Annotated in this window: 21 protein-coding genes and 1 tRNA gene; 18 read left to right on the forward strand and 4 right to left on the reverse strand. The window is 66.0% G+C overall.

Annotated features, from left to right (window positions below):
* Positions 1 to 2 precede the first annotated feature (2 nt).
* From NKH99_RS18285 to NKH99_RS18305, 5 genes are read left to right on the forward strand one after another with little or no spacing between them, the layout of a single operon-like run.
* The gene (locus NKH99_RS18285; protein WP_353014891.1) at positions 3 to 3,662 is read left to right on the forward strand and encodes a cobaltochelatase subunit CobN; all 3,660 of its coding nucleotides are present in this window, start codon (positions 3 to 5) and stop codon (positions 3,660 to 3,662) included.
* Positions 3,659 to 5,128, forward strand: coding sequence for a precorrin-3B synthase (gene cobG / locus NKH99_RS18290; protein ID WP_352768851.1), 1,470 nt, complete (start codon positions 3,659 to 3,661; stop codon positions 5,126 to 5,128). Before NKH99_RS18285 ends, cobG begins: the two co-directional genes overlap by 4 nt.
* Positions 5,125 to 5,772: a precorrin-8X methylmutase gene (locus tag NKH99_RS18295; protein WP_502893717.1), complete on the forward strand. Its 648-nt coding sequence runs from the start codon at positions 5,125 to 5,127 to the stop codon at positions 5,770 to 5,772. Before cobG ends, NKH99_RS18295 begins: the two co-directional genes overlap by 4 nt.
* Positions 5,769 to 6,527: a precorrin-2 C(20)-methyltransferase gene (locus NKH99_RS18300; RefSeq protein WP_352817140.1), complete on the forward strand. Its 759-nt coding sequence runs from the start codon at positions 5,769 to 5,771 to the stop codon at positions 6,525 to 6,527. Before NKH99_RS18295 ends, NKH99_RS18300 begins: the two co-directional genes overlap by 4 nt.
* Positions 6,524 to 7,288: a precorrin-3B C(17)-methyltransferase gene (locus NKH99_RS18305; protein ID WP_352919440.1), complete on the forward strand. Its 765-nt coding sequence runs from the start codon at positions 6,524 to 6,526 to the stop codon at positions 7,286 to 7,288. The genes NKH99_RS18300 and NKH99_RS18305 overlap by 4 nt, the downstream gene beginning before the upstream one ends.
* On the opposite strand, the gene NKH99_RS18310 is transcribed toward NKH99_RS18305, so the two are convergent.
* Positions 7,252 to 8,034 (reverse strand): cobalt-precorrin-6A reductase, encoded by a 783-nt coding sequence (locus tag NKH99_RS18310; RefSeq protein ID WP_352817146.1) that lies wholly within the window; start codon positions 8,032 to 8,034, stop codon positions 7,252 to 7,254. The genes NKH99_RS18305 and NKH99_RS18310 overlap by 37 nt on opposite strands.
* Before the next feature lies 1 nt (position 8,035).
* Between NKH99_RS18310 and cbiE the strand changes: the two genes are divergently transcribed.
* The 9 genes from cbiE (at position 8,036) to NKH99_RS18355 (ending at position 15,166) form a co-directional block, all read left to right on the forward strand.
* A complete protein-coding gene (gene cbiE, locus NKH99_RS18315; RefSeq protein ID WP_353014894.1) occupies positions 8,036 to 9,277 on the forward strand; it encodes a precorrin-6y C5,15-methyltransferase (decarboxylating) subunit CbiE in 1,242 nt (413 codons plus the stop codon).
* Entirely contained in the window at positions 9,274 to 9,654 is a 381-nt protein-coding gene (locus NKH99_RS18320) for a cobalamin biosynthesis protein (RefSeq protein ID WP_352767859.1), read from the forward strand. The genes cbiE and NKH99_RS18320 overlap by 4 nt, the downstream gene beginning before the upstream one ends.
* Entirely contained in the window at positions 9,651 to 10,415 is a 765-nt protein-coding gene (gene cobM / locus NKH99_RS18325; RefSeq protein WP_353014896.1) for a precorrin-4 C(11)-methyltransferase, read from the forward strand. Before NKH99_RS18320 ends, cobM begins: the two co-directional genes overlap by 4 nt.
* Positions 10,412 to 11,218: a uroporphyrinogen-III C-methyltransferase gene (gene cobA / locus NKH99_RS18330; protein WP_353014898.1), complete on the forward strand. Its 807-nt coding sequence runs from the start codon at positions 10,412 to 10,414 to the stop codon at positions 11,216 to 11,218. The genes cobM and cobA overlap by 4 nt, the downstream gene beginning before the upstream one ends.
* Positions 11,215 to 12,585 (forward strand): cobyrinic acid a,c-diamide synthase CobB, encoded by a 1,371-nt coding sequence (locus NKH99_RS18335; protein ID WP_352926780.1) that lies wholly within the window; start codon positions 11,215 to 11,217, stop codon positions 12,583 to 12,585. Before cobA ends, NKH99_RS18335 begins: the two co-directional genes overlap by 4 nt.
* A 4-nt stretch (positions 12,586 to 12,589) precedes the next feature.
* Positions 12,590 to 13,363: an adenosylcobinamide-GDP ribazoletransferase gene (locus tag NKH99_RS18340; protein WP_353014900.1), complete on the forward strand. Its 774-nt coding sequence runs from the start codon at positions 12,590 to 12,592 to the stop codon at positions 13,361 to 13,363.
* A 24-nt stretch (positions 13,364 to 13,387) separates the two neighbouring features.
* Positions 13,388 to 14,398, forward strand: a complete 1,011-nt coding sequence (gene cobT / locus NKH99_RS18345) for a nicotinate-nucleotide--dimethylbenzimidazole phosphoribosyltransferase (protein ID WP_352919461.1) — start codon at positions 13,388 to 13,390, stop codon at positions 14,396 to 14,398.
* Between the two features lie 26 nt (positions 14,399 to 14,424).
* Positions 14,425 to 14,844 carry a hypothetical protein gene (locus NKH99_RS18350; RefSeq protein ID WP_352831137.1) on the forward strand — a complete coding sequence of 140 codons (420 nt, stop codon included), beginning with the start codon at positions 14,425 to 14,427 and terminating at the stop codon, positions 14,842 to 14,844.
* 70 nt (positions 14,845 to 14,914) lie between these two features.
* Positions 14,915 to 15,166 carry a hypothetical protein gene (locus NKH99_RS18355; protein WP_352681703.1) on the forward strand — a complete coding sequence of 84 codons (252 nt, stop codon included), beginning with the start codon at positions 14,915 to 14,917 and terminating at the stop codon, positions 15,164 to 15,166.
* A gap of 101 nt (positions 15,167 to 15,267) precedes the next feature.
* On the opposite strand, the gene NKH99_RS18360 is transcribed toward NKH99_RS18355, so the two are convergent.
* Positions 15,268 to 15,343 (reverse strand) — tRNA-Lys (locus NKH99_RS18360).
* A 105-nt stretch (positions 15,344 to 15,448) separates the two neighbouring features.
* On the reverse strand, positions 15,449 to 16,354 hold the full coding sequence (locus NKH99_RS18365; protein ID WP_352681705.1) for a PhzF family phenazine biosynthesis protein: 906 nt from the start codon (positions 16,352 to 16,354) through the stop codon (positions 15,449 to 15,451).
* Positions 16,355 to 16,465: 111 nt separating this feature from the next.
* Between NKH99_RS18365 and NKH99_RS18370 the strand changes: the two genes are divergently transcribed.
* From NKH99_RS18370 to NKH99_RS18385, 4 genes are all read left to right on the forward strand, one after another.
* The gene (locus NKH99_RS18370) at positions 16,466 to 17,758 is read left to right on the forward strand and encodes an efflux RND transporter periplasmic adaptor subunit (RefSeq protein ID WP_353014902.1); all 1,293 of its coding nucleotides are present in this window, start codon (positions 16,466 to 16,468) and stop codon (positions 17,756 to 17,758) included.
* A gap of 2 nt (positions 17,759 to 17,760) precedes the next feature.
* Positions 17,761 to 18,471: an ABC transporter ATP-binding protein gene (locus NKH99_RS18375; protein WP_352681709.1), complete on the forward strand. Its 711-nt coding sequence runs from the start codon at positions 17,761 to 17,763 to the stop codon at positions 18,469 to 18,471.
* A gap of 2 nt (positions 18,472 to 18,473) precedes the next feature.
* On the forward strand, positions 18,474 to 19,691 hold the full coding sequence (locus NKH99_RS18380) for an ABC transporter permease (protein WP_353014904.1): 1,218 nt from the start codon (positions 18,474 to 18,476) through the stop codon (positions 19,689 to 19,691).
* A 114-nt stretch (positions 19,692 to 19,805) separates the two neighbouring features.
* Positions 19,806 to 20,048 carry a hypothetical protein gene (locus NKH99_RS18385; protein ID WP_352636669.1) on the forward strand — a complete coding sequence of 81 codons (243 nt, stop codon included), beginning with the start codon at positions 19,806 to 19,808 and terminating at the stop codon, positions 20,046 to 20,048.
* Here NKH99_RS18385 and NKH99_RS18390 read toward each other — a convergent pair.
* A complete protein-coding gene (locus NKH99_RS18390; RefSeq protein WP_353014906.1) occupies positions 20,045 to 20,773 on the reverse strand; it encodes a hypothetical protein in 729 nt (242 codons plus the stop codon). The genes NKH99_RS18385 and NKH99_RS18390 overlap by 4 nt on opposite strands.
* Positions 20,774 to 20,777 lie beyond the last annotated feature (4 nt).

A 20,777-nucleotide genomic window follows, 5' to 3' on the forward strand; every position in this document is an offset into this window, starting at 1 on the left:
CGATGCACATCCTCCCCACCACATCCGCCTCGCTCGACGATCTCGCCGAGCCTGTCGATCTCAGGCAAACGCCTGCGGATGTCGTGGCGCTGTCCTTCACCGACAGCGACCTGGCCGGGCTGGCGGCGGCGTGGAAGGCAGATGCGCACCGCCTGCCGTCGATGCGGCTCGCCGCCTTGCGCGACCTGCGCCATCCGATGTCCGTCGACCTGTGGATCGACAGTGTCGCCCGCCACGCCAAGGTCATTCTGGTCCGCATCCTCGGCGGCTACGAGTGGTGGCGCTATGGCTGCGACCAGCTCGCCGTTATCGCGCGAAATCGCGGTATCAAGCTGGCGCTGCTGCCCGGCGAGAGCCACGACGAGGATTTGCGGCTGATCGAAGGCTCGACGCTGCCGCGCGAGGAGTTGGACGGCCTGCTTGGCTATTTCCGCGAGGGCGGGCCGGCAAATATGACGGCGCTGGTGCAGAGGCTGGCAAGTCTCGCTGGATCGGGTGCCGCGGTAGCCGAACCTGTTAGCGTGCCAAAGGCGGGATTTTACGATCCGGGACTAGGGGTCGTAGAACGCGGCGTCCCCCTCCCCCTCGAGGGGAGGGTCCGGCCGCAGGCCGGGGGTGAGGTCCTCTCCGAAGCGCGCCTACACAAAACGTCCCGCACTGCCGTGACGACCCCACCCGGCCCTGCGGGTCCCCTCGAGGGGGAGGGGGACGTCGTGCCAATTCTCTTCTACCGTTCGATGCTGCTCGCCGCCGATGTCGCGCCCATCGACGCGCTTTTCGAAGCCCTGCGCCACCGCGGCATGGCTCCCGTGCCTATGTTCGTCTCCAGCCTCAAGGACCCGGCGTCGCTCGCCTTTGTCGAAACCGCGCTCGCAACCCTGAAGCCTGCCGCCACCATCACCGCCACAGCTTTCGCCTCGGGTGCCGAGCCCGGTGTCGAAACCCTGTTCGACCGCGCCGGCGTGCCGGTGTTCCAGGTCATCGTCGCGACCACCCGCCGCGACATCTGGCAAACCAATCAGCGCGGCCTGGCGCCCGCCGACCTTGCCATGCACGTCGTCCTGCCCGAGCTCGACGGCCGCATCCTGGCCGGCGCCATTTCATTCAAGGGCGAAAGCGAAACCGACCCGGCGCTGGCCTTCCGCGCCTTCGCCAACCGGCCTGAGCCCGACCGCGTGACGCAAGTGGCGAACCGTGTCGAGGCCTTCGTGCGCCTGCAGCGGACGCCGCGTGCGGAGCGCAAGCTCGCCATCCTGATCCCCGACTATCCGAGCGCCCCCGGTCGCACCGGCTACGCGGTTGGTCTCGACGTGCCGTCCAGCGTCCTGGCAATGCTGCACGACCTCAGCGAACAGGGCTACGCCGTTGAAAGCATTCCGCAAACGCCGCGCGAGTTGCTGGAGACGCTGGAAAAGGGCGGCCATGGGCTGGCATTGAAGGAGTATTTGACCTTCTCGACGGAATTGCCGCCGTCGGCCATCGCTGCGGTGGAAGCCGCATGGGGAAATCCAGAAGATGAGACAGGTTTGTGCGAGGCACCCCCCTCTGTCCTGCCGGACATCTCCCCCTCAAGGGGGGAGATTGGCAGTTCCGCCACCGGCTCTCCCTTAAGGCCCTCGGTAATTGGCGAAAGTAGAGACAACAGCGCAATCTCCCCCCTTGAGGGGGAGATGTCCGGCAGGACAGAGGGGGGCGCGACAGAACGCCAACCTTCGCTGCTGGTCAGCGAAAAACAATTCGCCTTCCGCGCAGCCACCTTCGGCAACGTCACCGTGGCACTCGCACCTGACCGCGGGCGCTCAGCCGACCGCCGCGCCGACTATCACGACCCGACGCTGCCGCCGCGCCATGCGCTGGTCGCCTTTGGCCTCTGGCTGCGCAAGTCGCTCGGCATCCATGCAATTGTCCATGTCGGCGCCCACGGCACGCTGGAGTGGCTGCCCGGCAAGACCGTGGCGCTCTGCGAAAACTGCTTTCCCGAGATAGTCACCGGTCCCCTGCCCGTCATCTATCCCTTCATCGTCTCCAACCCGGGAGAGGCAGCGCAGGCCAAGCGGCGCATTGCCGCCGTCACGCTCGGCCATCTGCCGCCGCCGCTGACCGGCGCCGGGCTGGACGAAAACCAGCACAGGCTTGAACGACTGGTTGACGAATATGCCCAGGCCGACGGGCTCGACCGCCGCCGCCGCGATCGCCTGGCGAAGCTGATCGTCGAGACGGCGGAAAAGACCGGCCTCGCCTCAGAGGCAGGCGTCGCCAGGACCGACGCAGCCGACGAGGCTTTGCGCCGCATCGACGCCTGGCTCTGCGATCTCAAGGATTTCGCCATCAAGGACGGCCTGCACATTTACGGCCGCTCGCCCGAAGGCGAAACCGATCCGTTGCGCCGGCAAAGTGCGGCAGCTGAAAAAACCGCGCTGCTTGCCGCCCTCGACGGCCGCCACGTCGCTGCCGGTCCGGCCGGTGCGCCGGCGCGTGGCCGGAGCGATGTGCTGCCGACCGGCCGTAATTTGTTTACCGCCGACCCGCGTACCATGCCGACGCCGACCGCCTATGATCTGGGCAAGATGGCAGCGGAAGAAGTGGTCCGCAGCTACATGCAATCGCATGGCGACTGGCCGCGCTCGCTGGTCATCGACCTGTGGGGCTCGGCCTCGCTGCGCACCGGCGGTGAGGAGATCGCGCAAGGACTGGCGCTGATGGGCTGCCGGCCGCAATGGGATTCCGCCACCGGCCGCATTACCGGCATAGACGTGCTGCCGCCGGCAACACTCGGCCGTCCGCGCATCGATGTCACCTGGCGCATATCGGGCCTGTTCCGCGACATGTTCCCGACCCAGATCGCGCTGATCGACGCCGCGGCCAACGCGGTGGCGACCCGCGACGAGGACGATTCGGAAAACCCGCTCGCCGCTAGGACCCGCATCGACGGCAAGATCAGCCCGCGCATTTTCGGCACCTCGCCGGGCACTTACGGCGCGGGCATCGAGGACTTGTTGTCGAGCGGCGACTGGGCCGCGCGCGAAGAGATCGGCCGCACGTATCTCGCCGCCACCTCGCACGCCTATGGCGGCTCCGAGGGCGAAGGCATTTCGGCGCCCGGCGCTTTTGAGGGCCGCCTCGCCGAGGCCGACCTTCTGGTTCATACCGGCGACGACCCCGGCCGCGACATCCTCGAAGGCTCGGCCGACGTCGCTTTCATCGGCGGCTTTTCGGCAGCGCTTGCCGCGCTCGGCAAGAACGCCGACGTGATCGTGCTCGACACCACGGACCCGCAAAGACCGAAGCCGCGCTCGATCAGGGAGGCCGTGTCGCGCGTCGTGCGGGCACGCGCGGTCAACCCGCGCTTCATCGCCGGCCAGATGCGTCATGGCCCGCGCGGCGCCTCGGAATTCGCCGAGACGGTCGACCGGCTGGTCGGCTTTGCTGAGACTACCCATGCCATATCGGGCACGCTGATCGAGGCGATGCACGACGCCTATCTTGGCGACCCCGTGGTGCGCGCCTTCATCCTGCGCGAGAACCCGGCGGCGGCAAAGGTGATTGCCGAGCGTTTGCTGTCGGCACGGCGGCGCGGGCTCTGGCATCCGCTGCGCAATTCGATCGATGACGATCTCACCGCACTGATTGCCGAAGCGCAAGCTCTGGGAGTGGCGGCATGAACGCTTTCTCGCGCCGTGGCGCCTGCCCTGCCTTGTCCGCGCCGATGCAGACCGGCGACGGGCTGCTGGTGCGGCTCAATCCGGTCGCTGGAGGACTGTTGCCGAAATCGTTGATCGGACTCTGCGAATCCGCCTTGCGCCATGGCAACGGTATCATGGAAGTGACCGCCCGCGGCAGCCTGCAGATCCGCGGCCTGACGCCGGCAAGCGCGCGGCTGCTGGCGATGGAGGTCGATGTGCTCGGCATCGCGGTGCGCACCGGCGTGCCGGTCGAGACCGGCCCGCTGGCCGGGCTCGACCAGGAGGAGATAGCCGACCCGCGCCCAATGGCGCAGCGGATTCGGGCGGCAATTGAGGACGCCGGTGTTACGCAACGCCTTGGCCCGAAGGTGTCGGTGATTGTTGACGGCCGCGGGCAACTGACGATGGATGCGGTTACGGCCGATGTCAGGCTGGTCGGGGTGCGGGCCGCCGACGGAATTAAGTGGCGGGTATCGCTCGCCGGAGATGCGCAGGGTGCCACGCCGCTGGCGATGTCCGAGGAAGATGCGGCTTGTGACATCGCCGTCGCCATTCTCAGGATGGTTGCCGAAAAGGGCCGCGATGCCCATGCGCGGGATTTGACGGCGAGGCAGCTGAGATCTCTCGCAAGTTGGCGATCCGTCGCGCCCCCCTCTGTCCTGCCGGACATCTCCCCCACAAGGGGGGAGATCGGCAGCTTCGCCGGCGGCTTCCCCCCAGCACCTTCGGCGATTGGCGAGATCGGAGACGAAGGCGCAATCTCCCCCCTAGAGGGGGAGATGTCCGGCAGGACAGAGGGGGGCGCGAAGGATCGCCGGCCCATCGGAGTTTTCGATCTGGCAGCCGGCAGTACCTCCCTCGGCATCGGTCTGCCGTTCGGCAGCATACCAGCGCAAAAACTTATCAATCTCACCCAATACGCCCTCACCCTCGGCACCACCGAAATCCGCCTGGCGCCGGGTCGCGCGCTGCTTTTGCTTGGCCTCTCCCCAGCCGCATGTCTTTCACTCCAGAAAACCGCCGCAGCCCTCGGCTTTGTCACCGACGGAGCCGATCCGCGCACCAGGATCGCCACCTGCCCCGGCGCACCCGCCTGCGCCTCCGGCCGGATCGCCACCCGCGACATCGCCGAGATCATCGCTACAGAAAACCGCGACATCCTTGATTCCTCGCTGACGCTGCACATCTCCGGCTGCGCCAAGGGCTGTGCCCATCCCGGTCCGGCGGCGCTGACCCTGGTCGGTGGCGAAAACGGAGCCGGACTTGTCGTGGACGGGACGGCAAAGGCATTGCCCGCCGGATACAGGCCGGGCTACGACGCCGCGCACGGCATCGGCCGCGTTGCAGCGGCGATCCGCAGCGCACGACATTCCGGCGAGACTGCTGCCGCCTGCCTGGCAAGGCTCGGCGCGGCCGGCATCACCGAAATCTACCGACAGGAATGAGCATGCCCGCCCAGAACGCCTACGACTACATCCATGATGGCACGGCGATCTACGAGCGCTCCTTCGCCATTATCCGCGCCGAGGCCGACCTTTCGCGCTTTTCCGAAGCCGAGGCCGAAATCGCTATCCGCATGATCCACGCCTGCGGCCAGGTCGATGCTTGCAGGCACTTCGTTTTCTCGAGCGATTTCGTCGCCGCCGCGCGCACGGCGCTGGCGGCCGGCGCGCCGATCTTCTGCGATGCGCAGATGGTCTCGCATGGCGTCACGCGCGCCCGGCTGCCGGCCGGCAATGAGGTGATCTGCACGCTGCGCGATCCGCGGACCGCCGACATCGCGAAAAAGATCGGCAACACCCGCTCGGCCGCCGCGATCGACCTGTGGGGCGAGCGCATGGCTGGTTCGGTCGTCGCCATCGGCAATGCGCCGACAGCCCTTTTCTATCTGCTGGAAAAGCTGCGCGACGGCGCGCCGAAGCCGGCGGCGATCATCGGCATGCCGGTCGGGTTTGTCGGTGCCGCCGAATCGAAGGATGCGCTGGCCGAAAATTCCTATGGCGTGCCTTACGCCATCGTGCGCGGCCGGCTGGGCGGCAGCGCCATGACCGCCGCCGCACTCAATGCATTGGCGAGGCCGGGCCTATGAATACGATTGCAAAAGGCAGGCTTGTCGGCGTCGGCACCGGACCCGGCGACCCGGAACTCTTGACGCTGAAGGCAGCGCGCGCGCTCGCCGAGGCCGATGTCGTCGCGCATTTCGCCAAGCGCGGCAACAACAGCAATGCGCGCGCCATTGTCGGCGCGCATTTTCGCCCTGATCTGATCGAACTGCCGCTGCTCTACCCGGTGACGACCGAGATCGACAAGGACCACAGCGATTACCGCTCGCAGATAACCGATTTCTACGAGCAATCGGCCGAAAAGGTCGCCGCGCACCTCAGCGCCGGCAGGATGGTCGCTGTGCTTTCGGAAGGCGACCCGCTTTTCTACGGCTCCTACATGCATCTTCATGTCCGGCTGGCGCACCGCTTTCCGAGCGAAGTCATTCCCGGCGTCACCGCCATGTCCGGCTGCTGGTCGGCGACCGGCCTGCCTATCGTCCAGGGTGACGACGTGCTGACGGTGCTGCCGGGCACCATGAGCGAATTCGAGCTGACGCGTCGCCTCGCCGATACCGACGCTGCGGTGATCATGAAGGTCGGCCGCAACCTGCCCAAGATCAGGCGCGCGCTGGAGGCAACCGACAAGCTGGCGCGGGCCATCTATGTCGAGCGCGGCACCATGCCGGGCGGCGTCTCGATGCGGCTGGCCGATAAAAAGGACGACCAGGCGCCTTATTTCGCCATCGTGCTGGTGGCCGGCTGGTCGGGCCGGCCAAGCGCATTGAAAGCCGAAGCATGAGCGGCCGCCTCACTGTCATCGGCCTCGGGCCCGGCAACGCCGACCAGGTGACGCCGGAGGCAACCCGCGCCGTTGCCGAGGCAAAATTCTTCTACGGCTATAAACCCTATCTCGACCGGCTCGATCTGCGCCCCGACCAGATTCGCGTCGCTTCCGACAATCGCGAGGAACTCGCGCGCTCCAGGGACGCGCTGCTCAAGGCTGCGGAAGGCCACGATGTCGCCGTCGTGTCGGGCGGCGATCCCGGCGTCTTCGCCATGGCCGCGGCCGTCTGCGAGGCGATGGAGGCGGGCCCACCCGAATGGCGCGCGGTCGACATCGCCATCGTGCCCGGTATCACCGCCATGCTCGCCGTCGCTGCCCGCATCGGCGCGCCGCTCGGCCATGATTTCTGCGCCATCTCCCTGTCCGACAATCTGAAGCCGTGGGATCTGATCGAGCTACGCCTGCTGGCGGCAGCCGGCGCTGGCTTCGTAATCGCGCTCTACAACCCGATCAGCAAGGCGCGCCCATGGCAGCTAGGCCGCGCCTTCGAATGCCTTGCTGCGATCCTGCCCGGCACCACGCCGGTGATCTTCGGCCGTGCCGCCGGCCGTCCCGACGAGCGCATCGAGGTTTTTCTGCTGGCCGACGCCGATGCCGCGAAGGCCGACATGTCGACCTGCATCATCATCGGCTCGCCGGAAACCAGGATCATCAAGCGGGGTGACAAGGCCGCGCTGGTCTACACGCCGCGTTCGGCAGCGGGCCCAAGAACATGACCGACCAGAACATGATCGACCATCGCGGCAAGAGATTCGACGGTCTCAGCCGACGTGACGTCCGGCAGCGCCGGCCTGCGGATCATCACCACCTCGATTCCCAGCGCTCGCGCCGCCGCGATCTTGCCGTAGGTCGCCTCGCCGCCGCTGTTTTTGGAAACAACGAATTCGATGTGGTGTTGCAGAAGCAGTGCATGTTCGTCGACTTCCCGAAACGGCCCGCGCGCCAAGAGATAGCTCGCGCGGGGCACAGCGAGCCTGGGCTCGACCGGGTCGACACTGCGGATGAGATAATGATGCTGGGGAGCGGCCTTGAAGGCAGCGACCTCCTGTCGCCCGAGCGCCAGGAACACGCGGCGCGGCACCGGTCCCAAAGCCGTCACCGAGCTGGCAACGGTGTCGACCAACATCCAGTGATCACCTTCGACCGCCTCCCATCCGGGACGCCTGAGCGCAACGATAGGCACGCCGGTCATGCGCGCTGCTTCCGCCGCATTGGCGGAGATTCGCGCCGCATAGGGATGCGTGGCGTCGATCAGCAGGTCGATCTTGTTCTGGCGGAGATACGCCGCCAGCCCGCCGGCACCGCCGAAGCCGCCGACCCGCACCGGCACCCCCTGCGCGGCCGGGTTTTCAGTGCGGCCGGCCAGCGACAGCATGACCGAAATATCCGCGCGCGCGGCCAGCTTTCCGGCCATTTGCCGGGCTTCGGTGGTTCCGCCGAGGATCAGTATGCGGTGGGTCATTATGCCTGCTGAAGCTCCGCGCGGCGCCAAGCTCACCTCAAAGTGGCTCACGATCATCGGCATCGGCGAGGACGGTGTAACGGGTCTCGGCGACGAGGCCAAGCAGTTGATCGCGGAGGCCGAATTCGTCTTCGGCGGCAAGCGCCACCTTGCCCTCGTCGCGTCGCTCGCCAAAGGTGAAGCGCGCGCCTGGCCGACACCTTTCGATGCCGAGATGCGCGACGTGCTGGCGCTCTCCGGCAGACGCGTCTGCGTGCTGGCCTCCGGCGATCCCCTCTACCACGGTGTCGGCGTCACCCTCGCCCGCAAGGTCGCGGCAGAGGGTATGCGGGTGATCCCCGCGCCCTCGGCCTTTTCGCTGGCCGCCTCACGCCTGGGCTGGGCGCTGCAGGACGTCGAGACCATTTCGCTGCATGGCCGCTCGCTCGACCTGATCCGGCCGTTGCTGCATCCTTGCACCCGCATTCTCGCGCTGACCTCGGACAGCGATGCACCGGGAGCGATTGCCCGTCTGCTGACAGAGCTCGGCTTCGGCGCCTCGCAGCTGACCGTTCTGGAGGCGCTGGGTGGGCCGAACGAAAGCCTGCGCTCGGCGAGCGCCGGCACTTTCGACCTCGAAAAGATCAACCCGCTCAACGTGCTCGCGATCGAAGTTGAATCGACTTCGCAAGCGCGCATCGTGCCGCTGACAGCGGGACTTGCCGATCATTTGTTCGAGCATGACGGCCAGATCACCAAGCGCGAAGTGCGCGCCGTCACGCTGTCCGCTCTCGCGCCAAGACGCGGCGAACTGCTGTGGGACATCGGCGCCGGATCGGGCTCCATCGGCATCGAATGGATGCTGGCGCATCCCTCCATGCGCGCCATCGCCGTTGAGGCCGATCCGGCCCGTGCCACCCGCATCCGACGCAACGCCGCGGCCTGCGGCGTTCCCGGTCTCACCGTCGTCGAAGGTTCGGCACCGCAAGCGCTTGCCGGGCTGGAGACGCCCGCGGCGATCTTCGTCGGCGGCGGCGGCAGCGATGCCGGCGTGCTGGAGGGAGCCGTCGATGCCTTGCCTGCCGGCGGCCGGCTCGTCGCCAATGCGGTGACCCTGGAGATGGAGGCGCTGCTGCTTTCCCGTCACGCCGCGCACGGCGGCGAACTCACCCGCATCGCTGTATCCCGTGCTTCGCCGGTCGGTTCGATGCAGGGGTGGCGGCCGGCCATGCCAGTTACCCAATGGAGCTGGGTCAAGCCATGATGGTCGCGGGCATCGGCAGCCGCAAAGGCGTCAGCGCGCGCGACGTGCTTGCCGCGGTAGAAACCGCTCTGGAAGCGCACGGGCTTGCCCTGCCCGCGCTTTCAGCCCTCGCGACCACGTCTCTCAAGCAGGATGAAGCGGCAATCTTCGCCGCCGGACGCGAACTCCGCCTTCCGGTGATCGTCGTCGAGCAGGATGAACTCAAAGCCGCATCTACGACCAGCCGTTCCGACCTATCGCAGGAGCATGCCGGCACGCCGTCGGTTTCCGAAGCGTCGGCGCTTGCCGCCGCCGGCAAAGGCGCAAAACTGCTCGGGCCGCGCACCGTGCTCGGTGCCGTCACTTGCGCCATCGCCATCAGCGGAGATGCGGCATGACCGTTCACTTCATCGGTGCCGGCCCCGGTGCTGCCGACCTCATCACCTTGCGCGGCAGCCGACTGCTCGGCAGTTGTCCCGTCTGCCTCTATGCCGGATCGATCGTCGCGCCGGAGCTGTTACAGCACTGCGCGCCCGGAACGAGGTTGATCGACACCGCGCCGATGTCGCTCGACGAGATCGAGGCCGAATATCTGGCCGCCCACGCGGCCGGCAATGATGTTGCCCGCCTGCATTCCGGCGATCTTTCGGTGTGGAGCGCCGTTGCCGAGCAGATCCGCCGGCTGGAAAAGCACGGCATTCCTTATACGCTGACGCCGGGCGTGCCGTCCTTCGCCGCTGCGGCGGCAGCGCTGCGCCGCGAGCTGACCATTCCAGAAGTCGCGCAAAGCCTGGTGCTGACCCGCATCTCCGGCCGCGCCTCGAAAATGCCGCCCGGCGAAACGCTGGCCGGCTTCGGCCGCACCGGCGCCACGCTGGCCATCCACCTTGCCATCCACGCTATCGACCGCGTCGTCGCCGAGCTGACGCCGCATTACGGCGCCGACTGCCCGGTCGCGGTCGTCTTCCGAGCCTCCTGGCCGGACGAGCGCGTGCTGACCGGCACGCTGGCCACCATCGAGGCGCAATTGGCCGCCGATCCGATGGAACGCACGGCAATCATCTTCGTGGGCCGCTCGCGGGCGGCCGAAGGCTTTGGCGAAAGTTCACTGTACGACGCGCACTACCAGCGACGCTTTCGCGGACGGGACGGATTGTGAGCGGCAGCAACAGAAACACTACGGTCGAGCAGGCGCTCACCCGGCTAAACTTCAAGCCGCGCCAGCTTGAGCCCGGGCATGTCTGGCTGGCCGGCGCCGGCGCTGGCGATCCCGGCTGCCTGACGCTGGAAGTGCTAGCCGCCCTCGGACAGTGCGACGCGCTGGTTTATGACGCGCTGGTCTCGCCAGAAGTCGTCGCTGTCGCCGAGGGCGCGGAACTGTTCTATGCCGGCAAACGCGGCGGCAAGCCGTCGATGAAGCAGGACGACATCACCGCTCTGCTGGTCCGGCTGGCGCGCGAGGGCCGGCGCGTCGTCAGGCTGAAGGGCGGCGACCCCTATATTTTCGGGCGTGGCGGCGAAGAGGCGCTGGCGCTGGCCGGGGAAACTATCCCGTTCCGCATCCTGCCTGGCCTGACGTCCGGCCTCAGCGCGCTGGCCGCGACCGGCATTCCCGGCACCATGCGCGGCATCAACAAGGCGCTGATCCTGGCGACCGGCCATGCCGCCGGCACCGATGATGATCTCGACTGGGCGGCAATCGCCCGCACCGGCCAGCCGGTGGTCATCTATATGGGCATGGCCAACCTGCCGCTGATCGCCGCTTCGCTGATCGAGGGCGGCCTGCCACCTTCGACGCCCGCCGCGGTCATCGTTGCCGCGACGACGCCGCAGGAGCGTATCGTCGTCGCCACGCTCGCCACGATTGCGGAAGAGGCAGCGGCCGCCGGTCTGACCTCGCCGGCGCTGATCGTCGTCGGCGGGATCGTCGGGATGCGCGCGGCACTGGCGGGTGAGCCATGACCCGCGCCATCATCATCGGCGCGCCGCGCTCGGGCTCGGGCAAGACCAGCGTCACCATCGGCATTCTACGCGCCCTCGCCCGGCGCGGCCTGAAAGTGCGCGGCGCCAAATCCGGCCCGGACTATATCGATCCCGGCTTCCACACCGCCGCCACCGGGTTGTCCGGCATCAATCTCGACAGTTGGGCAATGCCGCCCGCCCTGCTCAACGCACTGGCCGGCGAAGCGACCGAGGACGCCGACTTCATCTTCCTCGAAAGCGCCATGGGCCTGTTCGACGGGATCCCTGCTGCTCCGGGCCGTTCCGGCTCGGCCGCCGATCTCGCCCGGCTCTATGGCCTGCCGGTGCTGCTGGTGCTCGACGTCTCCGGACAGTCGACCACGGCGGCGGCCGTCGCCAAGGGCTTTGCTATTTATGACCCCGATGTGCGCATGGCCGGGGTCGTGCTCAACCGGCTGGGCAGCGAGCGCCACCGCCGGCTATGCGGCGATGCCATCGAGGCACTTGGCCTGCCTGTCGTCGGCGCCATCCTGCGCGATCCCTCGCTCAACCTGCCCGAGCGCCATCTCGGCCTCGTCCAGGCCGGCGAATATGAGAATCTGATGGCGCATCTCGACCGGCTGGCCGACATGGTCGAGCGCTCGCTCGACCTTGACGCCATTATGGCGCTGGCGGCGCCATTCACGCCCGCGCCAGGCAATTTCGACGACGCGCTGCCGCCGCCCGGCCAGCGCATCGCACTGGCAGAGGACGCCGCCTTCACCTTCCTCTATCCGCACGTTGCCACGCATTGGCGCAAGGCCGGCGCCGAGATCGTTCCCTTCTCGCCGCTCACCGATGAGGCGCCAGGCGACGATTGCGATGTCTGCTGGCTGCCCGGCGGCTATCCCGAGCTTCATGCCGGCCGCCTCGCGGCCGCGGCGAATTTCAGGGCCGGCATGGCTCGGTTCGCCACCACGCGGTCGGTGCACGGCGAGTGCGGCGGCTTCATGGTGTTGGGCGAAGCGCTCGAGGACGCGTCGGGCGAGACGCATCGGATGCTTGGCCTCCTCGGCCATTCGACCAGCTTCGCCAAGCGCAAGATGAATCTCGGCTACCGCGAGGCGCGGCTGCGGTCCGGCTGTCCGCTCGGCAGCCAAGGCACGCTGATCCGCGGCCATGAATTCCACTACGCGCAGATGATTGCGACCGGCAATGACGAGCCGCTGGCCGACCTCGCCGACGGTCAAGGAAATCCGCTCGGCGCCTCGGGCTACCGGCGCGGCAATGTCAGCGGCACGTTCTTCCATGCCATTGCGAGGGGCGAGAGCATGATCCCGAACCGAAGGACCGCGTTAGCGAAAAGTGGTAGCCGGTTTTCGGAATAGAATCATGCTCAACCTCCAGATCCCCTCGCAACAGCAAATTCTCGATGATATCGCGCTTTGCCTCGTCTTCTTTACCCGGCTGCCGCTGCCGCAAGCCGACTTCCGTGGCCGCAGCCTTGCCGCTGCGATCTGGGCTGCACCCGTTGCCGGCCTCGCCGTTGCTGTTGTCGGTGGGCCGGTCTACGCCGTGGGCACAAGGCTCGGCCTTGCCACGGCTCCCGCTGCCGCATTGACCCTTGCCGCGATCTTGCTCGCTACCGGCTGCCTGCATGAAGACGGGCTTTCGGACGTCGCCGACGGCTTTGGCGGCGGCAAGACGCGCGACAGGAAACTCGAGATCATGCGCGACAGCCGCATCGGTGCCTACGGCGCCTGCGCGCTCGGCATCTCGCTGCTGATCCGCTGGAGCGTGCTCTCTGGATTCGCCGGCCCGGCCCATGTCTTCTGGGCCCTTATTGCCGCGCATGCGGGCTCGCGCGGCCTGCTCGGCGCCTTCATGCACCTGCTGCCGCCGGCCCGCGCCGACGGCCTCTCGGCTGATGCAGGCTTAGTCACCGCCGAAACCGCGGGTGTCGGTGCCGTGCTCGGCGCCGTCGCGCTGCTGGCGCTTGGGTTCAGTGCTGCCATGTTCGCGCTCATCCTGCTTGCGTTCTTGTTTGCCGCGTTTCGAGCGCTTTGCCTCAACCAGATCGGCGGCCAGACCGGCGACACCGTCGGCGCCCTGCAGCAGCTCGGCGAGATCGCAATCCTGCTCGTCGCTTCCATTTCCCTTTCCTGACTCTGTTTCGGAGATTTTGCCCCCATGCCTTTCAAATCGCTCGATGAACTGCGCGCCGCCTGCCTCGACCTGCCCATTGGCAGCGACGCCGCGGCCAATGCCGTCGCCCGCCGCCAGGACACGCTGACCAAGCCGCAAGGCAGCCTTGGCCGGCTGGAGACAATAGTCGCCTGGCTGGCGCGCTGGCAGGGCCGCGACATGCCAAAGCTCGACCGTGTCAAGGTCTTGGTCTTCGCCGGCAATCACGGCGTCACCGCGCAAGGCGTGTCGGCCTTCCCGTCGGAGGTCACCGTGCAGATGGTGGCGAATTTCGCCGGCGGCGGCGCCGCCATCAACCAACTTGCCCGCGTCGCCGGCGCGGAGCTGGACGTCATCCCGCTAGACCTCGACCGTCCGACCGGCGACTTCACGCAAGAGCCCGCAATGGACGACGAGGCCTTCCTCGCCGCTGTCTCCGCCGGCTACGACGCGATCAGCAGGGAACTCGACCTTGTCTGCTTCGGTGAAATGGGCATCGGCAACACCACGCCGGCGGCGGCCATCTCGACCGCGCTGTTCGGCGGCGGCGCGGAAAGATGGTCCGGGCGCGGCACCGGCGTCGACGACGCCGGCCTCGAGCGCAAGATCATCGCCATCGAGGCCGGCCTGAAGCGCCACGCCCCGGCGCTGGCCGATCCCCTGAAGGTAGCGGCAGCCCTCGGCGGCCGCGAGCTTGCGGCGATCTTGGGCGCTACACTGGCGGCGCGCCATCTCGGCGTGCCGGTGCTGCTCGACGGCTTCGTCTGCACCGCCGCCGCGGCACCCTTGGCCGGGCTGCATCCTGCCGGCCTTGCCCACACCATGGCCGCTCATGTCTCGGCCGAGTCCGGCCACCGCCGCCTGCTCGAAGCGCTCGGTCTGCCGCCGCTGCTTGATCTCGGCATGCGTCTCGGCGAAGGCTCAGGCGCTTGCCTGGCGGTCAACATCGTCCGCTCGGCGCTCGAATGCCATGCCCGCATGGCAAGCTTCGCCGAGGCCGGCGTGTCGGAGAAGTAAGGCGGAGCCAAGCGCGGATCGCGTTGATGAACAAACGCTCACAGATCTTCGGAGACCCCAAACAGGGGCTTCGCGATATTCTTGCTCGGATCATCAGAGATTTCGACAGCAAGAGCGGCGCCTTTGCCGGGCTGAAATACAATTCGCCGTGGATACTCGCCACCGAGGATTGGGCAGAGCGATCGGGCCATACGGTCGAAGAGCTATGCGAGATGATTTCTCAATGGCGAATCTCAATCTTTTCTGGCGAGCAGACAGACCCGAGAATCGTTCAGATTTTTGAAGATCTTCGCAGCGCCGCGGAAGATTGGCGAACCGAGACAGACTACATCGATCCACCGCTTCCCTACGATCCTGAAGAGGCAAAATTCCCCAATCGCAAAGAACTGAAAGCGCATACCCTCAGGGCTTGGGGATTCTTTGGGATTATCGACGCAGTGGCATAGCTATGATGCCAAGGACCTTAGGTTCTGCGGAATTTTTGAGAACAGATTTGGTCACGATGTTACAGTCATAATGACCTTTAAGCTTGGATATGGTGGGCCTATCCGGCTGGATTTTCACTTTCCTTACTACGCAGACGATGAACCTACATCCTTTGGACTGGGCGGTCTCTCGGGCGAGGCGCTATTCAATGCACTTCGACTGCCCAGGCATCCTGAACTCGAATGGATCGCAGGCAAGAGCAAAACAAACTTCGATGCCGTCGACGGCGTGATAGCCATAACGCGAGCAATCCTGACCTATCTGAGGCCCACCATCCAATAGTCGGGCGAGCCGACCGCAGCTGGCTGATACGTGCAAACCTGCAAAACGCCGTCTCGCGTTCCCAGCTCGTTAAGGTCCTTCCACCAAATCCCGGAGATTTTTGGTGGGTGCGCACAGGATTGAACTGTGGACCCGCTGATTAAGAGTCAGCTGCTCTACCAACTGAGCTACGCACCCACTCGGCCGGCAAAACCGGCGTTGGCGGGCATATAGCCGCCGATATCCGCCATGTCCAGCCCCGTGGGATTCATTTCCCGACAAATCGCCGAAGTGCCGCGCCCGTCAAACAAAAAGCCTGCCTTCAGCCACCTTCACCGCATGGCCGCCGATGCGGGCGGCCGCCAGTTTGCCGCCTTCGACATTCAGTTCGAGGCGAATGCGCGAAGGCCGGCCCATCTCCAGCCCCTGCTCGATCCACAGTTGTGAAACGCCGTCCGTCGGGCCGTCGAAATGCATGATCGCGCCGGCGAAGGCGGCCGCCGCTGAGCCGGTCGCCGGGTCTTCGTAGGACGGATTGCCGGGCACCATCATGCGGACATGGAAGGCGCTGTCGTGATGCACCGTCTCGCGGCAATAGACATAGGGGCTGGCGAAGGCCCATTCGCTCTTGCGTGGTGCGAGCTCCGACCAGGCCTGGTTGTCCAGCCTGATCCGGGCGGCCGCCTCCAGATTGGCGACGGGGATGGTCACGTAGGGCACGCCCGCCGACCAGAACGAAACGCGGTGGTTCTCGAAGCCGATCTCGTGCGGCCCAAGGCCAAGGGCCGCGCCGATCGCCTCGGGATCGGCCGACAATGCCAGCTGCGCCGGCAGTTTCGCCAGGTCGAACTCGGCAAAGGTCGAACCGTCGTGCTTGCTGACAGCGCAGCGCACCGGGCCAATATTCTCCTCGAGCACGAAGATGCCGGCGGCCTCTCCCGCAATTTCGGCGAGCGCTATCGCCGAGCCGACGGTTGGGTGGCCGGCGAACGGCATTTCATAATCGGGCGTGAAGATACGGATGCGGGCCCGGTGCTTCGGGTTGTCCGGCGGCAGCACGAAGACGGTTTCGGACAGGTTGAACTCGCGCGCCACCGCCTGCATCGTCGCAACGTCCAGCCCATCACAGTCGAGCACCACGGCCAGCGGATTGCCGGCCAGCCGGTTGGTGGTGAATACGTCGTAAAGCAAGTAATTCCGCGGCTGCATCTCAGTAAGTCCTCTGCCTCATTCCAAACATGAGCGAAATTTAATTTGAATTTTGAACCATAAGGCCTGATTTGTGCACCGATGGGATATCACTGAACATAGGGGTCCGGCGTGGACCAGATTGTCAATCTGCCAAAGACGGAATCCGCTTCCGCCATCGAGACGGCGCTCGGGCTCGACCACCAGGGCCTGAAGACAAAACGCCGTCGCGGTTGGGGTTACGCAGTGTTCGCACTGCTTGCCGTCGCCGCGAGTGTCGTCGGCTACCAGTGGTATGCGGGCTCGCCCGCCAAGATCGAGTATACCACGACACTGGCCGCCATGGCCGACCTTACCGTCGCCGTTTCGGCTACCGGCGCGCTGCAGCCTCTCACCCAGGTCGATATTTCCAGCGAACTCTCCGGCGTCGTCCGCTCGGTTTCGGTCAATGAGAACCAGCTGGTGAAGAAGGGCGATGTGCTGGCCGCGCTCGACACCGCAAAGCTGGAGGTGCAGATCGAGCGCGCCCAGGCCTCCGCCAAGGCAGCGGCGGCGAGCGTCGAGGACGCCACCGTGACCCTGGCCGAAAACGAAAAGGCGCTGGTGCGCGCGGCGCAACTGACCAAGCGCGGCATGGCGACGGACCAGTCGCTCGAAGCGGCAACCGCCACCCGCGACCGCTCGAAGGCGGCGCTTGATATCGCCAAAGCCAACCTCGCCATGGCCAATGCCGATCTCAAGGCGCAACGGACGGATCTTGCCAAGAGTACCATCTACGCTCCGATCGACGGCATCATACTGACGCGCTCGGTCGACCCCGGCCAGACGGTCGCCTCCTCGCTGCAGGCGCCGGTGCTGTTCGTCATCGCCGCGGATTTGAAGAACATGGAATTGAAGGCTGCGGTCGACGAGGCCGATATCGGCGCCGTCAAACCCGGCCAGCATGCGCGCTTCACCGTCGACGCGTTCCCCGAACGGCCATTCGACGCCGAAATCCGCGACATTTCCTATGCCTCGGTCACCACCGACGGTGTCGTTACCTATGATGCAAGGCTCGACGTCGACAATAGCGAGCTTCTGTTGCGGCCCGGCATGACAGCCACCGTCTCGGTCGTCACCAAGCAGGCCAAGAACGTGCTCACCGTGCCATCGATCGCCTTCCGCTACCGGCCGGCGCAGACGGCGGAGCGCGGCTGGAGCCTCACCGACCTGTTCACCGGCCGCATGGGACGCCCCGGCGGCAACCGCCAGCACCAGGCGGCGGCGAAGCCCACCGACGGCTCGCGCACGCTCTACGTGCTGGAGAATGGGCGGCCGCATCCGGTCAACGTCAGGGTCGGCTCGACAGACGGAGAACTGACCGAGATCGTCTCCGGCCTGGAGGAAGGCGCGCAAGTCATTACCGCCTCGCAGCAGCGGAGCTGATCGTGGCATCGGGCGCGACCACCCTCATAGGCTTCGACAAGGTCTGGAAAAGCTATGGCCAGGGCGAAGCCCGGGTGCATGCGCTGGCCGGCGTCGACCTCGCCATCAGGCGCGGCGAATTCATCGCCATTATGGGCCCGTCCGGTTCGGGCAAATCGACGGCCATGAACATCATTGGCTGCCTCGACACGCCGACCGCTGGGACCTACAGCTTCGAAGGCATCGACGCCGGCCGTCTCGATCGCAATCGCCGCGCCGTACTGCGCAACCTCTATGTCGGCTTCGTCTTCCAAGGCTACAACCTCTTGCCGCGCACCACGGCGGCGGAGAATGTCGAACTGCCGCTGATCTACCGCGGCGTTGGTGCCCGCGAGCGTCGCGGCCTTGCCATGCAGGCGCTTGCCGAGGTCGGCCTTGTCGGCCGCGAGCATCATACGCCAGCCGAGCTGTCCGGCGGCCAGCAGCAGCGCGTGGCGATCGCCCGCGCCATCGTCACCAGGCCGACGCTGCTCGTTGCCGACGAGCCGACCGGCAATCTCGACACCGCACGCACGCACGAGATCATGGAACTCCTGACGCAGCTGAACAGCGAGCTCGGGCTGACTATCGCCATGGTCACGCACGAAGCCGATGTTGCCGGCTATGCGCAGCGCACGATCCGTTTCCTCGATGGCCATGTCGCCTTGGACACAGCCAATCTCGAGATGGCCTAGCCATGATCTGGGAAACCGTTCGCCTCTCGCTCCGCTCCATCCGCCGCAACGTGCTGCGCTCGTTCCTGACGCTGCTCGGCATCGTCATCGGCGTCGCCGCCGTCATCGCCATGCTGACCATCGGCTCGGGCACCACCGAGAAGGTCAAATCCGACATTTCCAAGCTCGGCAGCAATCTGCTCGTCATCCGTTCCGGCCGTCCGGCCGGGCCTGGCGGACCTGGAGGGCTCGATCAGGTCGTCCGACCGCTGGACGACAAAGATCTCGCAGCGCTTGTCGCGCATCTGGACGGCGCGCGTGCCATCTCGCCGGCGTCGCAAAAGCAGGTGCGCGTCATTTTCGGCACCGAAAGCCTGACCTCGGGCGTCACCGGAACCGACAGCGTCTATCTCGATGCCCGCGACTGGAAGCTGGTTTCGGGCCGTCCGTTCAGCGATTCGGAAACCCGCTCGGGGACCGGCGTCTGCCTCATCGGCGAGACGGTGCGCCAGCAGTTCTTCGGCGCCGGCGACCCTGAAGGCGAGATCATCCGCGTCAACCGCACTTCCTGCAAGATCATCGGCTTGCTCGAACCGAAGGGCTATACCGGTTTCGGCCAGGACCAGGACAATGTCGTGCTGATGCCGCTCGCCGCCTATCAGCGTCGCATTGCCGGCAATCGCGACATCGATTCGATCTATGTCGCCGCCGACGACCGTACGCCAACCACGGTGCTGCAGCAGCGCGTCGAGGACATCTTGCGCGACACACGCCGCATCACGCCCGACCGCGACGATGATTTCTCGATCCGCGACATGACCCAGATCGCCGATGCCATGGCCAGCGCGACCACCACCATGACTGGCATGCTCGGTGCCGTCGCCGGCGTCAGCCTGCTCGTCGGCGGCATCGGCATTATGAACATCATGCTGGTGTCGGTAACCGAGCGCACGCGCGAGATCGGCATCAGGCTCGCCATCGGCGCCCACGAAAAGCACATCCTCATCCAGTTCCTGGTCGAGGCAACCGTGCTGTCGCTGCTTGGCGGCATCATCGGCATCCTGATCGGCCTGGCCCTTGCCGGCCTCGCCTCGCTGACGCTGACGATCCCGTTTGCGCCAAGCCCGGCGGTCATCCTGCTTGCTGTCGGCTTTTCCGCGCTGATCGGCATGGTGTTCGGCTTCTTCCCGGCGCTGCGCGGCGCGCGGCTTAACCCGATCGACGCGCTGAGGCATGAATAGGCATTGCAGCAAGTGTCGCCTCCAGACGCTGCCAATTTTTTATGCAACCTGCCCTTGTCGCAGCACATTCTGCAATGATAACAATGCTGTTGGGGACTAAGGGGGGAACAATGGATGAGCAAGAAAGCGCGACTGGCTCTGGCGATTGTGATCGTCGAAGCCGCCTTGGCAGGGCTTTGGTGGAATTTGATCCTTTATGGGATGGACAACCCCGATCGCGTCACCGCTGACTTCCAGCAGGTAATTGGGCAGACGATGGGAACGGCGATGGGCGCGCTCCTGGGTCTCGGCGTGCTGTTGTATTTTGTTGCCGCCCGCAACGACCGCAAGGCTATTGAAGGTAGGCTACGACGTTAGAGTTGGAAACCTTGCTCGCTCGCAAAGTGCCATTCGATCAGCGGTCTCATATGCGGCATCAGCCCGTCCGGCAGGTCGGCTGCATTGCGGATGATGACGGGGCCTTCGATTTCAGGCTCTGATTCGGCGGCGACGAATGCACTGATCCGCTGTGCCAGGTCGTCGGCGGAGGCCGTCTCGCGGTAGCGGCGAAAGATCACCGTGCCGGTTGCCGTCGACAGGGCGTAATAGCGCCTGCCGCGTGTCGCACCTGATAGATCGAGCCCGGTTTCCTCCAGTACCTCGCGGATCATGTTGAAGTCGACGTCAACGATGCTGTCGCGGAAATCGGTTGGCTCGAACGAACCGGCGGCGAAGTAGACGCGCCCGGCATTGACCGTATGCGGTGCCATACGGATCGCCACCAGCGCATTGTCGGCAGCGACCAGCATGGCGTGCGCGTAGGCATGTTCGGCGCCAGGCACCTGTCGATTGCTGCGCCAAAGCATGAAGGTCGAATAACGCACCGCATGGCAACGGCCGACTAGGCGATTGTCGCGATAGCTGAGAGCGGAAAGCAGCACCACGGTGCCGTCGAAAAGCGCCGGCTTGGCGGCGGTCTCACGCCGCCAGTTCGCCGCGATCGCGTCGGCATGATCGCGCTCGAACGGATGCGGGCCGGAATCGAGCCTGACGTCGATGGCATCGACCGGCAGGATGACGTTGCGCGGCAAATCGAAACTCACGCCT

The organism is Mesorhizobium sp. M0854 (genome assembly GCF_040319815.1).
Classification (GTDB): domain Bacteria; phylum Pseudomonadota; class Alphaproteobacteria; order Rhizobiales; family Rhizobiaceae; genus Mesorhizobium.